Genomic DNA, 13,750 nt, shown 5'->3' with positions numbered 1-13,750 from the left:
GGGTGTGTAAGCGCTGCGAGGCGTTGAGCTAACCAATACTAATTGCCCGTGAGGCTTAACCATACAACACCGAAGGGGTTTTGTGGGCTCAATTGAAGAACATTGAATGTGTGAATGAGAACGAAACAGCTTTCCGAATTAAGAAATTTGCTTGGCGACCATAGCGTTGTGGACCCACCTGATTCCATGCCGAACTCAGAAGTGAAACACAACAGCGCCGATGGTAGTGTGGGGTCTCCCCATGTGAGAGTAGGACATCGCCAGGCTTTGAATATTGTCTAACCAGACACGCTGCGGAGCGGTAGTTCAGTTGGTTAGAATACCGGCCTGTCACGCCGGGGGTCGCGGGTTCGAGTCCCGTCCGCTCCGCCACTTATTAAGAAGCCCTGCTAGTAATAGCAGGGCTTCTTTCGTTTGAGCAAAAGAGCATTTTATTTTTTATCACTCTCACTGCCGTCTTCTAAAAATCAATTCCACACATACTTACATATTCACTCCTTGTAATCCGTAACACTCTGATTAGCTAGGGCTCGCTTACCGGTCCGTAATTTTACTTGGCGCCCTTCTTCAATAATCATTGAACCTGTTTGTTCAAACTTGTTCGGTTGACTTTAAGCTATTGTGTGATTATTTGTGTATGTGAATGACTTTCTTTGGGGTGTGCGAGAGCCATCATCACACCTTCATTTGAATAGGGTTCGCCAGCTTTTTAAATAGGTGTTACTAAAGCTATTCATAGTGATATTTCACCATAGTTCAACAGCCTTAATTAGATCATATTTTTTGAATTGGTATTACAGTAGATATAGAGAGGAGCAACAAAGTAAAGATAGCAAAAGCCGATGTTCTAGAACATCGGCTAGGGATAAAATTGGTTTGATCAGTCATTACTGACAGTTTTACACTGACGACTTTTCAGCTTGTTTTGCTTTGTCTATCAATGGGGTAATTGTTGAACCTTGAATAAGTATTGAGAACACCACGACAGCGTATGTCATAACAAGGATTATCTCTTTTACATCAATAAGCTTGTCTGGGATAACTAATATGCCAGATGGGATAGAAAGTGCCATTGCTAGTGCTAGCCCACCTCGTAGTCCTCCCCAAGTTAGTATCTTTATTGACCATGGGTTGTAGGAGCGGTAACGCTTGAAGCCGATGTAAGAGAAAAAAACGCTTAGATAGCGAGCAGATAAGACAAGAGGAATGGCGAAAGCCATCAATATCCAGTCCTCTTCATGGAATTTGAAGAGTAGCATCGACATACCGATAAGTAGGAAGAGCACACCATTCAAAAATTCGTCAACCAATTCCCAAAAGTGGTCAAGGTGTTCTTCACTTTCTTTTGAAAAGCCAATGAAGCGTGTCCAGTTGCCGATCATTATCCCTGATACAACCATAGCTAAAGGCCCGGAAACATGAATAACATCTGCAAAAACATAGCCAGCAGTCGGTATACCAATGGTTAAAAGCAGTTCCATTGAGTGATCATCGGTGGCGCTGATGAGGTAGTGGAATAATAGCCCAAGAGCTAGGCCATACAGGATGCCCCCCATTGCCTCTTGAATAAACAACATAGTTACACTACCTATGGTTGGTGCTTCTGTACCAAATGCAATAGTGAAAATAGTGACAAAGATAACCAAACCAAAACCATCATTAAAGAGCGATTCTCCCTCGATTTGGGTTGAAATACGTTTTGGTGCATTTAACTTTTTAACAATAGCTAATACGGCTATTGGGTCTGTTGGTGATATGAGTGCACCAAAGAGCAGACAGTAAACGAGATCGAAGTGAATACCGATAAATTGACAGAAGGCGTATAGCCCAAAACCGATGAAGAAGGTTGAAAATAGCGTTGCGCCTAGTGCAAGAACCGCGATTTCCCATTTCTGATCTTTTAGGTTGGGTAATTTGATGCCTAGGCCGCCAGCGAAAAGTAGAAAACCGAGTATTCCTTTGAGCAGAAAATTTTCAAAGTTAATACTGTTGACGGTTTCGGTCGCTATTTGAGTTAGATGAAACCAATCATTTTGACCTGCAACTAAGATCAATAATGACAACATCATCGATCCTGCTGTAATGGCGATAGTGGTTTGCATATTGCCTATCTTACTGTTTAGAAAGGCAATCAACATTGCTGCTCCTGATAGGAAGCATAAAGTGTAATAGACAGACATTGTTTTCTCGTCGTGTAACAAAATATGAATGAAATTCTCCTTGGATGATGTACAAATAGCAAACACTTTTTAGCCATGATTGCAGATGTATCAAACGATAATTAAAGTGAAGTTTAGACGTCTAGATTTCTAATGGTTATATGATAGGATGAGCGAATAACCAAAAGGAATGAGGCTGTACTGTGGGAAGAGAAGTTAGAAGTCAAATTGAAGCTCAATTGCAACAGAGAATATTATTGATTGATGGTGGCATGGGCACCATGATTCAGAGCTATAAATTGGAAGAGCAAGATTATCGCGGAGATCGCTTTGCCCATTGGCCAAGCGATCTGAAAGGAAATAATGACCTTCTCGTCTTGACGCAGCCTCAGTTAATCAAAGAAATTCATAGTGCTTACTTGGAAGCAGGTGCTGATATCCTCGAGACGAATACCTTCAACGCGACGAGCATCGCAATGGCCGACTACGATATGCAAGCCATTAGCGATGAGATCAATTTCGCTGCTGCAAAACTTGCACGCCAAGCTGCTGACGAATGGACGGCGAAAACGCCTGATAAACCTCGTTACGTGGCGGGAGTGCTAGGGCCAACAAACCGCACTTGCTCGCTCTCCCCTGACGTGAATGACCCTGGTTTTCGAAATATCAGCTTTGAGCAATTAGTTGAAGCTTACTCAGAATCAACACGTGCTTTAATTCGTGGTGGCAGCGACTTAATTTTGATTGAAACTATTTTCGATACTTTAAATGCTAAAGCCTGTGCCTTTGCGGTGGATTGTGTGTTTGAAGAGTTGGGTTACAAACTGCCCGTGATGATCTCAGGGACAATCACCGATGCCTCTGGTCGAACGCTTTCTGGGCAAACAACCGAAGCCTTTTATAATGCACTGCGACACGTTGAGCCTATCTCATTTGGTTTGAACTGTGCACTCGGTCCGGATGAATTGCGCCAATACGTTGAAGAGCTATCACGTATTTCCGAATGTTATGTCTCGGCTCACCCCAATGCGGGGTTGCCTAACGCATTCGGTGAATATGATCTTGAAGCCGATGAGATGGCGCAGCACATCGGGGAATGGGCGCGAGCAGGATTCTTGAACCTTGTTGGTGGCTGTTGTGGAACCACTCCTGAGCACATTAGACAAATGGCAAAAGTGGTCGAAGGTGTGAAACCAAGAGCGTTACCCGATATTCCAGTGGCTTGTCGTCTATCCGGTCTAGAGCCGCTGACGATTACCAAAGAGAGCTTATTCATCAACGTAGGTGAGCGAACTAACGTCACTGGTTCTGCGCGTTTTAAGCGTTTAATCAAAGATGAACAGTATGATGAGGCACTGCATGTTGCTCGAGAGCAGGTCGAAAACGGTGCACAAATCATCGATATCAATATGGATGAAGGGATGTTGGATGCGCAAGCTTGCATGGTCCGCTTTCTCAATTTATGCGCTTCTGAGCCGGATATTTCCAAAGTACCAATCATGGTTGATTCTTCTAAGTGGGAGGTGATTGAAGCAGGTCTCAAATGCATTCAAGGCAAAGGGATTGTGAACTCGATTTCCCTCAAGGAGGGAAAAGAGAAGTTTGTTGAACAAGCTAAACTCATTCGCCGCTATGGTGCTGCTGTGATCGTGATGGCGTTTGATGAAGTAGGCCAAGCAGATACCCGTGAGCGAAAACTTGAAATTTGTACCAAAGCTTATCGAATTTTGGTTGATGAGGTTGGTTTCCCTGCTGAAGATATCATTTTTGATCCCAATATTTTCGCGGTTGCGACTGGTATTGATGAGCATAATAATTATGCTGTGGACTTTATCGAAGCCGTGGCTGATATCAAACGTAATTTACCCCATGCGATGATTTCCGGCGGGGTTTCCAACGTCTCTTTCTCTTTTCGCGGTAACAACTATGTGCGTGAAGCGATCCATGCTGTATTCCTTTATCACTGTTTTAAAAACGGCATGGACATGGGTATCGTCAATGCCGGTCAGCTTGAGATTTACGATAACGTGCCTGAGAAACTGCGTGAAGCAGTCGAAGATATCATTCTCAATCGCCGCAGCGATGGCACTGAACGCTTACTGGATATTGCGGCTGAATACGCGAACAAAGGTGTCGGTAAGGAAGAGGATGCCAGTGCGCTTGAATGGCGTTCATGGCCAGTCGCAAAACGTTTAGAGCATGCGTTGGTCAAAGGTATCACCGAGTATATTGTTGAAGATACAGAAGAAGCTCGTCAAAATGCCACTCGCCCACTGGATGTGATCGAAGGGCCTCTAATGGATGGAATGAACGTGGTCGGTGACCTCTTTGGCGAAGGGAAAATGTTCCTGCCGCAAGTGGTGAAATCGGCGCGCGTTATGAAGCAAGCCGTTGCGCATTTAGAGCCCTACATCAACGCGCTTAAGCAAGCGGGTTCCAATAATGGCAAAATCCTTCTTGCCACAGTTAAAGGGGATGTACACGACATCGGCAAAAATATCGTTGGCGTCGTTTTGCAGTGTAATAACTACGAAATCATTGACCTCGGCGTTATGGTGCCATGCGAGCAGATCCTTAAAGTCGCGAAAGAACAGAATGTCGACATCATTGGGTTATCCGGCCTCATCACTCCCTCTTTAGATGAAATGGTGCACGTCGCCAAAGAAATGGAGCGACAAGGGTTTAAATTACCGCTTTTGATTGGCGGAGCAACCACCTCTAAAGCACATACCGCAGTTAAAATTGAGCAAAATTATCACCAGCCTGTTGTGTATGTGAACAATGCTTCGCGCGCAGTAGGCGTTTGTTCTTCGCTTCTTTCTGATGAGTTACGTCCTGCTTTTGTTGAAAAATTAAACATCGACTATGAACGCACGCGTGATCAACATCACCGTAAAACCCCCCGTACTAAACCCGTCTCATTAGAAGTGGCAAGGGCAAATAAAGCGGTTATCGATTGGGATAACTATACGCCGCCAGTTCCGGCTAAATTGGGCGTACATGTGTTTGATGATTTTGATGTGGCTACCCTTCGTCGTTACATCGACTGGACACCATTTTTCATGACATGGTCATTGATGGGTAAATATCCGACGATTTTTGAACACGAAGAGGTGGGAGAGGAAGCGCAAAGTTTATTCCATGATGCTAATGCATTGCTTGATAGAGTTGAGCGAGAAGGGCTACTCAAGGCTCGCGGTATTTGCGCTTTATTCCCGGCCGCGAGTGTGGGGGATGATATCGAAGTGTATAGCGATGAATCGCGCACCGAGGTTGCTCATGTTCTGCATCACTTACGCCAACAAACCGAAAAGCCCAAAGGTTATAACTACTGCTTGTCCGATTACATTGCACCAAAAGAGAGTGGTAAACGAGATTGGATCGGCGCATTTGCCGTGACAGGCGGAATTGGTGAACGAGAATTAGCAGACCAATATAAAGCGCAAGGCGATGACTACAACGCCATCATGATCCAAGCGGTAGCTGATCGCCTTGCTGAGGCTTTTGCGGAATATTTGCATCAGCAAGTTCGTAAAGAAATTTGGGGCTATGCTGCTGACGAAGAGTTGTCGAACGATGATTTGATCCGTGAGAAATACCAAGGTATACGCCCAGCGCCGGGCTATCCAGCGTGTCCTGAGCATACGGAAAAAGGCACCTTGTGGAAGATGTTGCAGGTTGAGCAAACCATCGATATGTCTTTAACCACCAGTTACGCTATGTGGCCGGGTGCTTCGGTGTCAGGTTGGTACTTCTCGCATCCTGACTCTCGTTATTTTGCCATTGCACAAATTCAGCAAGATCAGATGCAAGATTACGCGCAACGTAAAGGCTGGAATATGCAAGAAGCGGAAAAATGGCTTGGGCCGAATTTAGATTAAGTAATAAAAAAACAGGTTGGCTAAGTCAACCTGTTTTTTATTCAGCGTGTAACTACTCAATGTGGTTTTATCGTTCAAACAAATCTTGATGAAGTTTCTGAATTGCCGCTTTAGAAACCGACTCGTGTAATAAAAAGCAGAGGTTGTGCGGGCTGGCACCATAGCAAATCATACGCAAATTGAAATCTTCTAAGGTGCTAAAAACTTGTTTTGCATAGCCTTTGCTTTCACTCATGTTATTGCCGATCAGCGCAACTAAACACAGATTATGTTCGACTTCAACTTTACACAGCTCTTCTAATTCTAAGCGCACCGCTTGAGGCAGTTCAGGTGCTCCACCTGAGGTATCGGTTTTATCTAATGTTAATGAGACGCTGATTTCAGAGGTGGTGATCAGATCCACCGAAATTTTGTGTTTGGCTAAAATTTCAAACACCTTCGAAAGAAAGCCGTATGCGTGAAACATGCTAGCGCTGCGTAGCGTAACCATGGTTTGATTGCAGCGTAGGGTCAAGGCTCTAAATAGAGGTGAGCTTTCCACACGTTTACGGATCCAAGTGCCGCCTTTTTCAGGCTCTTTTGAGGAGCCGACAAACACAGGGATATCGTGGCGAAGCGCGGGCAGCAACGTCGATGGATGCAAAATCTTAGCGCCAAAGTTTGCCATCTCCGATGCTTCGCTAAAGCTTATTTCCGCAATCGGAGCGGCTTTAGGCGCAATGCGAGGGTCGGTCGTATAAATCCCCGGCACATCAGTCCAAATTTCTAAGCCAGAAGCTTGTACCGCTTCGGCGATCAAGGCCGCAGAATAATCACTGCCGCCTCGGCCCAATGTGGTTGTATTCCCTTGTTCATCAGCGCCGATGAAACCTTGAGTTACCACTACGTGTTGCAGGCAAAGTAGTGTTAACTTCTCTTGGGCTAATTGCTGGATCTGCTCTAATTGCGGTTCCGCCCGACCGTAGTGGTCATCAGTACGCAGCACTTCTCGAATATCAAAACGGATCGCATCCATGCCACGTTCACGCAGTAATTGCGTCAGAATGAAGGTCGACATTAACTCGCCACAAGCAACTAAGTGATCGGTCAGCTTTTTACTCGCTTGAAAAGAGGCCGCTTCTGCGACACTGGCCACCATATCTAAAATTGAGTGTACCTCTTTTTCAACTTGTAGCGGGTCGGCAAGTTTATCAATAATCGCATGATGAATATCAGCTAACTTTTTGATAATACTTAAGCGTTGATTGGCATCTTGTACGCCATTGGCTAATTCAACCAATAAATTCGTCACGCCAGAGCAGGCACTGCTCACGACTAATTTGGTCTCTGGATTATTTTCGATCACAGCGGCACAAAGGCTCATTGCTTCAAAGTTAGCAACGCTTGTTCCGCCAAATTTGGCGACATTGAATGCGCTCACGGCATTTCTCCCACGACTTCCTGAAATAAAAATAGTGTTGGTGTACCAACGTCCAATGTTTGAAGAGAGTTTTTCTAGAGCAAATAAAGAGGTGTTTTTATGATTGGTTTACCTCAGAAGCTCTTCATCAGGGTTGCTGATGACAGTTGAAGGGATTCAGCCCATTCAACCGATAAACCAAATCCACAACCTTGGTTTATCTCGGCACTGCTCCCCATTAATGTTTTGTATTGGAGTTGAGGCTCCACAAAACATCTGCCTGGGCAGTGCTCCTCTTCTGCTAGATAGCTCATTCATTGAACGTTTTTGAACTGTTAATGTCAATCGCTAATTAAGTCCAAATGTAAAATAAAATTAACCAGAGTGTGACACTGGTTTGACCTCTAGACTTCGGTCGAATTGTTGCATCAGCGGATTTGTTTTACTCTGGGTATTCGTATTTGGCCGCAAGCAAGGAGCAACTATGTCCATTACCAGTTTTAACCCACCCCAGCGAATTTTGATGGGACCAGGCCCGTCAGATATTTACCCCCAAGTATTACAAGCGCTGAGCAGGCCGACTGTTGGCCACTTAGATCCGCTTTTTATCCAGATGATGGATGAGCTAAAGCAGCTGCTTAAATACGCTTTTCAAACGGAAAATGAGTTTACCATCGCGGTTTCCGCGCCGGGCAGCGCTGGTATGGAGGCGTGCTTTGTCAACCTGATTGAGCCGGGAGATAAGGTCATCGTGTGTCGCAATGGCGTTTTTGGCGAGCGTATGCGCGAGAATGTAGTGCGCTGTGGCGGAGAGGCTGTGCTGGTGGATGATGAGTGGGGAGCCCCCGTTTCGCTCGATAAAGTCGAGCAAGCCATACAGGCTAACCCTGATGCTAAAATTCTCGCGTTTGTCCATGCAGAAACGTCAACTGGTGCATTGAGTGATGGGCAAGCATTAGGTTTGCTGGCTAAGCAAAACAACATGCTGAGTATTGTAGATGCGGTGACATCCTTAGGCGGCGTGCCACTTTATGTGGATCAATGGCAGCTCGATGCCGTCTATTCTGGGAGCCAAAAGTGCTTATCGTGCCCTCCGGGTTTATCGCCACTGACTTTTTCAGCGCAAGCGATTGAAAAAATTCAATCTCGCACAACCCCCGTTCAAAGCTGGTTTTTAGATCAAAGCTTAGTGCTTGGTTATTGGAGCGGTGCAGGCAAGCGCAGTTATCACCACACTGCGCCTGTTAACAGTTTGTACGCATTGCATGAAGCCTTGCTGGTGTTGAAAAACGAAGGTCTAGAGCAGGCGTGGGCACGTCATCGTGTGATGCATGACAAATTAAAGCTGGGCCTAGAAAAATTAGGATTTGAATTTGTCGTTGCTGAAGATTGTCGTTTACCGCAATTGAATGCGATCTATATTCCAACAGGGGTTGATGAGGCTAAAGTGCGAGCGCATCTACTCAATCAATACAACTTGGAGATCGGCGCAGGTCTTGGCACTTTAGCGGGTAAAGCGTGGCGTATTGGCCTAATGGGGTATGGGGCACGCAGTGAAAACGTGGCCTTATGCTTGCGGGCGCTAGAAGAGTCATTAACAAATTAGCAAAGAAACTACATAAGGGAGCATTTGCTCCTTTTTAGTGGTGCTGATGCCGAACGTTGTTCGTCTCAGCATCAATCATAAAATTCATTTTTATTGTTAGATCTTCCCTAGCGTGAGTGGAATACTCGTGATTGATATCTTAAGATAAAGTTTGTCGTTAATGGTTTAATTATTCGTATGAATATAAGTGGCATTTTGTGTATTTATAATAAATATACGATGACAAAGTTTGTGGCCTAAATATTAGAACAGGTTTGGATGCTACTTTGTATTGTCATGGTATTGTAAAAAATGAACATTGTTCGATTGTTTTGGTTGACCATTATTTTATCTGCGTTAGGATAACCGCGCTGAGAAAGCATACTTATTATTAACTTTTTAGAGGTGCAATAGAAACCTATGGACTCGTCGAGTAGTCGATTATCCAAGTGTGGTATTTTCTGGTTAGTAGAAAAGCCTACGTTTTGTTGCCAACTTTTCATTTAAAGCCTCGCTTTTGCTAAGTTGGTATTCATACTAACGAAGCTCCTTTTCTTGTTCTCTCCTGTCAATATCACACTCTTTTTATAGAGTATCGTGTTTGTTTAAGTCGATCATATGATTTATTCAATACAGCGTTTCTACTGGCTAGAGCGTGAATGCTTTTGAATTTCTTGCGTGTCATCTGTACACCGCTAGAACTTTCGCAAGTACACGGCTTCTCTATTTGACTGACTTTATCTTCTCCTAACTTGCTTGTTCAAGGCGGGGAATGCTTGAGCTTGATGGTATAAGCTTATTGCAGCTCAGTTACGTGGATTTTCTGCATAATTTGGTTTCTTTGCCTTGATAGTTTCAAGGAGATACAAAGATGGTTATGTACAACACATCATTAGCTATGGGCAACCGGCTACCTGCTGCTCACTCTATTCAAACCGAAATGGATAACAACTTTATTTGTGTAGGCGCATCGCTATCTGTAGAGGCGGTGATTGCGATTCTACGCTCATCGTCCTTAACCGATAAGCGTTTAAACCTTATCTTTATCTCTGGTGATGCAGGTGAATACTTAGGATTTGTTTATTTAAGCAAGGTGGTGGTATCACAGATGAATATCATCATGAAAGATATTATGCACAAAAGCGATATTGCCGTATCGGCCTTAATGGATAAGGTTCAAGCTAGAAAGTTATTATTAGACAGTCATTTGCCTATGATTCCTATCATCGATAGTCGGAATCGAGTGATTGGCGCCTATTCTATATAATAAATATTAACAAACTTTAAAATAAGTCGCTCAACTTCACTAAATGAAATTTTAGTGAGATTGGAACAGTGTGCTTAAAATTTAAGTTATTCATTGAATACATTGATTCTAAAAATAAGCTTTAAAATTATTATGTTTATTTTTAAAGTTAAATATCGGCTGAGATATGATAATGAAATTACAAAAAATAGCGTTAGAACTCGCTGCGATTAATTTTAATCGTGACCCATTAAACTTAAATCAATTAATGGAACAGTATCCTATCGCTGATATTGCTCAAGTCTTCGCTGAGCAGTTGGCTAATCAGACCTTGAGCGAAGAGGATGTCTTTGAGCTGGTGCAATTGATGCCAATCGCTCGTCAAGCGGCGCTATTGGGGTATTTTTCTGAGCCTATCAGAGAAAAAGTGGTAGAGAGAATGCCGCTCGAAGCGCTTGCGAAAGTGCTTCAAGTTATGCCCCATGATGAAAGGGCTGACTTATATGCTCACTTGGATGAGACGCGCCAACCGCCGCTACTTGCTCTACTGGATCAACAAGAGCGGCAAGATGTACAACAACTTGCAGCCTACCCTCAAGGCTCGGTCGGCTCTATCATGACGACAGATTATGCGACGTTAAACGCCGATGATGATGTGCAGCAGGCGATTGCGCGTTTACGTGAAATGGCCAACGAGAGGGAAACCATCTATCAAGCGTATGTGATTGATAAACAGAATCGCTTACTTGGTACACTTTCGCTTAAGGATTTAGTGCTGGCACAACCAACCTCGCTTGTCTCTGACATCATGACCAAAGAGACAGTGTTTGTGCGAGCCGATGAAGATCAAGAGTGTGCAGCGCAAGCCATCAGTAAATACGATTTACTTGCGGTGCCTGTTTTTGATGAGCAATTTCGTTTGGTCGGTATAGTGACTTATGACGATGCGATGGACGTGGCCGAGCAGCAAGCGGATATGGATTTTCATAAAGTCGCTGCGGTTGGTTTTACCGGTAACCTTAAAGAAGCCAGCGTATGGCTAATGTACAAGAAACGTGTGTTTTGGCTGGTGTTGTTAGTCTTTGGTAATCTTTTTTCTGGTGCTGGTATTGCGTACTTTGAGGAGACGATTCAAACCTATGTAGCCTTGGTCTTCTTCTTACCACTGTTGATTGATAGCGGCGGTAATGCAGGATCCCAGTCAGCAACGTTGATGGTTCGAGCCTTAGCCACTGGTGAAGTGGTGATGAAAGATTGGCTATCCATGTTGGTGCGAGAGTTAGGGATTGCGGCGTTATTAGGGGCAACAATGGCCATTGCTGTTTCTTTATTGGGTTTTTGGCGAGGCGGCAGTGATATCGCTTTTGTCGTTGCGGTAACGATGCAAATTGTGGTGATTATTGGTTGTGTTGTTGGAATGCTCCTTCCGTTCATTCTGAATAAGTTTAAGCTCGATCCTGCGTCAGCCAGTGCTCCGTTGATCACGACCATTGCGGATTCTATCGGGGTGATCATCTATTTCAGCGTTGCTACCATGGTGTTGGATTTTCCACCAGTGACGTAAGCCACTCATCTGGCAGTGAGATCTACGGGTTGGAGTGTGAAATAAGCCCAACGGTCAAAAGCTTTCTCTATTTTTGGGAAAGCTTTTTTTATGAATAAGGCTCATATACTCAATTTAATTGGCAGACGAACGATCAGCCGAACTGGCTGGCGGACTATACTGCACCTCACTGAAATCCATATTGGGGAACAAAAATGCGGCTTCGGAGCGAATTTGCTCGGCGCGGCTTTCGTCACCAATACCTTGGTAAGCCAAGATCAGATTATTGTAAAAAGCAGGACGCGGTTTATGTTTTATGATGGCCAATGACCAGTCGATGTATGGCGTAATCAATTTAGGATCTTGATTATACAGGCCAATGTTGAGGTAAGTGCTGTAGACATCCCAATCAAAACGGTCTTTCCAAACCACAGGGTTCGTCACCTTTTGTAGGATATCCGGGTTCTTGGGTTGAGATTTCTCAAATTGGGTAAGCACGTAATTACTGTGCAGTGCGCTGAGCATATAAAAGCCAGTCAAAATCGGCACTACTAAACTCAATACTCGAAACAGGGATTTACTGATAAGGCCAAAAGGGGCCGAACGGTATTTAGCCACGCGTTGATCAACCCAAAAAAGCAGAATAATGAAGGTTATCCAATGAATGGCAGAATGGTAAAATGGGTATTCGAGTTGGCTGTGCAACACGATAGGGATGAAAAGGGCGAACATCGCAAGCCTGGTCCCTTTCTTGGCCGAATACATCCGCATGAGCACGAAAAGCATGGCCAGTGTGATCCCTAGCACAGGTAACAAACCGCCTTCCACCGCCCAGAATAGTAATTCATTATGAGGATGATCCATCGAAGCCAACCCCGGTTGGTAGCTAGGGTTTAATTGGTGTTGCCTTGCGGTATAAAGCAAATATTCAGATTCAAACTTGCCATAGCCATAACCCGTGAAGGGTTTTTCTATGACCATATCGATGGTTTGAGGAAAGGTATAACGACGAGGGCTCTCTAAATCAGCCTTATTCTCTAGAAAATCGCCCGTGCCTTGGGAATAGACAGCGACAAACCCTAAAGCAATACCCAATAGCGTTGCAGCGCTCCATCCCCAAAACCGTTTAGGCGTCGAAAATTTAAATAGGTAAGGCAGAACAAAAAGCGTGCCGAGTGCCGCGCCAATCCAGCCAGTGCGCGAGGCTAATATCACCAGCAACGGTGCAGTGAGCAGTGGAGTGACATAAAGTAGGCTCACTTCGCTAACATGCTGATTGTACTTTTTCGGTTGACGAGCTAGTAAATAGCCGGACATAACTAGCCCTGTCGCGAGAAAGCTCGCCATCACATTCGGTTGCTGAAAAATGCCGTAAGGGCGGTTGATGAGGGTGTTGTAGCCAAAAATATTATCGGGTGAAAGCAAAAAGTATTGGTACAGACCAAATAGAGTTTCAATCAATACCGCGAGTACGATAAACCAGAGTAATCGCTGCTTATGTTTGTTACTAAAACGAAATTGTTGCAGCAATACAAAAAAAAGCAGCCCAGTCCATAGTCCTAACATTCGACTCAGCGACGACTCAATTTGAGCATTCGTATAAAGCAGCGGAATCGTCATGATGGTACAACTGATGAAAAGACCGATGGTCAGTTTGGAATAGCGTAACCTACGGTTAGATGCGAGTTGATACAGACCTAATGAGAGCGTAAAACTAAGGGCAAGCCAAGTGGTTGGATTAAAAGATAAAGCCAGACCTGAGCCACCAGGGTTGGGCATAAAAAAATGCATTGCCAGTAAATAGAGAATGCCAATCGAAAGCAAAAAGGGTTTGTTTAAGGGGATGGCGGGTGTTTGTGCTTCAAGTTGTGTACCGCTTAGATGCAATGTTGCCATAGGTCTCGCGTTCCAATTAAAAGAAACCAGCAACCACTTGC

Annotated in this window: 7 protein-coding genes, 1 tRNA gene, 1 rRNA gene and 1 riboswitch; of the genes, 6 read left to right on the top strand and 3 right to left on the bottom strand. The window is 44.4% G+C overall.

The genetic code is table 11. The features are described 5' to 3' along the window. The first annotated feature begins 150 nt into the window (after positions 1 to 150). Both rrf and AACT23_RS01685 read left to right on the top strand, forming a co-directional pair. Positions 151 to 266: ribosomal RNA gene (gene rrf / locus AACT23_RS01690) — 5S ribosomal RNA — on the top strand. A gap of 29 nt (positions 267 to 295) precedes the next feature. Then, positions 296 to 372, top strand: a tRNA-Asp gene (locus tag AACT23_RS01685). Positions 373 to 899: 527 nt separating this feature from the next. Here the strand turns inward: AACT23_RS01685 and AACT23_RS01680 are convergent. Beyond that, complete coding sequence (locus AACT23_RS01680) at positions 900 to 2,180, bottom strand: cation:proton antiporter (protein WP_081265549.1); 1,281 nt, start codon at positions 2,178 to 2,180, stop codon at positions 900 to 902. A gap of 182 nt (positions 2,181 to 2,362) precedes the next feature. On the opposite strand from AACT23_RS01680, the gene metH reads away from it, so the two are divergent. Beyond that, positions 2,363 to 6,040 carry a methionine synthase gene (metH, locus tag AACT23_RS01675; RefSeq protein ID WP_094128239.1) on the top strand — a complete coding sequence of 1,226 codons (3,678 nt, stop codon included), beginning with the start codon at positions 2,363 to 2,365 and terminating at the stop codon, positions 6,038 to 6,040. A gap of 67 nt (positions 6,041 to 6,107) precedes the next feature. Here metH and lysC read toward each other — a convergent pair whose 3' ends face one another. Further along, positions 6,108 to 7,460: a lysine-sensitive aspartokinase 3 gene (gene lysC, locus AACT23_RS01670; protein WP_094128236.1), complete on the bottom strand. Its 1,353-nt coding sequence runs from the start codon at positions 7,458 to 7,460 to the stop codon at positions 6,108 to 6,110. Between the two features lie 109 nt (positions 7,461 to 7,569). After that, positions 7,570 to 7,745, bottom strand: a riboswitch (Lysine riboswitch). 178 nt (positions 7,746 to 7,923) lie between these two features. On the opposite strand from lysC, the gene AACT23_RS01665 reads away from it, so the two are divergent. The 3 genes from AACT23_RS01665 to mgtE all read left to right on the top strand — a co-directional run bounded on the left by AACT23_RS01665 (position 7,924) and on the right by mgtE (position 11,834). Then, complete coding sequence (locus AACT23_RS01665; RefSeq protein ID WP_094128233.1) at positions 7,924 to 9,045, top strand: pyridoxal-phosphate-dependent aminotransferase family protein; 1,122 nt, start codon at positions 7,924 to 7,926, stop codon at positions 9,043 to 9,045. 850 nt (positions 9,046 to 9,895) lie between these two features. Further along, complete coding sequence (locus AACT23_RS01660) at positions 9,896 to 10,291, top strand: hypothetical protein (RefSeq protein WP_017050669.1); 396 nt, start codon at positions 9,896 to 9,898, stop codon at positions 10,289 to 10,291. A 166-nt stretch (positions 10,292 to 10,457) separates the two neighbouring features. After that, positions 10,458 to 11,834: a magnesium transporter gene (gene mgtE, locus AACT23_RS01655; RefSeq protein WP_094128230.1), complete on the top strand. Its 1,377-nt coding sequence runs from the start codon at positions 10,458 to 10,460 to the stop codon at positions 11,832 to 11,834. A 114-nt stretch (positions 11,835 to 11,948) separates the two neighbouring features. Here mgtE and AACT23_RS01650 read toward each other — a convergent pair whose 3' ends face one another. Next, positions 11,949 to 13,742, bottom strand: coding sequence for a PglL family O-oligosaccharyltransferase (locus AACT23_RS01650; RefSeq protein WP_094128226.1), 1,794 nt, complete (start codon positions 13,740 to 13,742; stop codon positions 11,949 to 11,951). Between the last annotated feature and the right edge of the window lie 8 nt (positions 13,743 to 13,750).

It is taken from the genome of Vibrio sp. V09_P4A23P171 (assembly GCF_963875615.1).
GTDB classification, from domain to species: domain Bacteria; phylum Pseudomonadota; class Gammaproteobacteria; order Enterobacterales; family Vibrionaceae; genus Vibrio; species Vibrio anguillarum.
The sequence above is the reverse complement of the archived record's forward strand: the minus strand, read 5'-3'. Positions and strand labels throughout refer to the sequence as shown.

What these genes read in the sequence shown, in the direction of transcription:
- AACT23_RS01665 (WP_094128233.1), top strand. Translation starts at nt 7,924, where the DNA reads ATGTCCATTACCAGTTTTAACCCACCCCAGCGAATTTTGATGGGACCA.
- AACT23_RS01660 (WP_017050669.1), top strand. Translation starts at nt 9,896, where the DNA reads ATGGTTATGTACAACACATCATTAGCTATGGGCAACCGGCTACCTGCT.
- AACT23_RS01680 (WP_081265549.1), bottom strand. Translation starts at nt 2,180, where the DNA reads ATGTCTGTCTATTACACTTTATGCTTCCTATCAGGAGCAGCAATGTTG.
- mgtE (WP_094128230.1), top strand. Translation starts at nt 10,458, where the DNA reads ATGATAATGAAATTACAAAAAATAGCGTTAGAACTCGCTGCGATTAAT.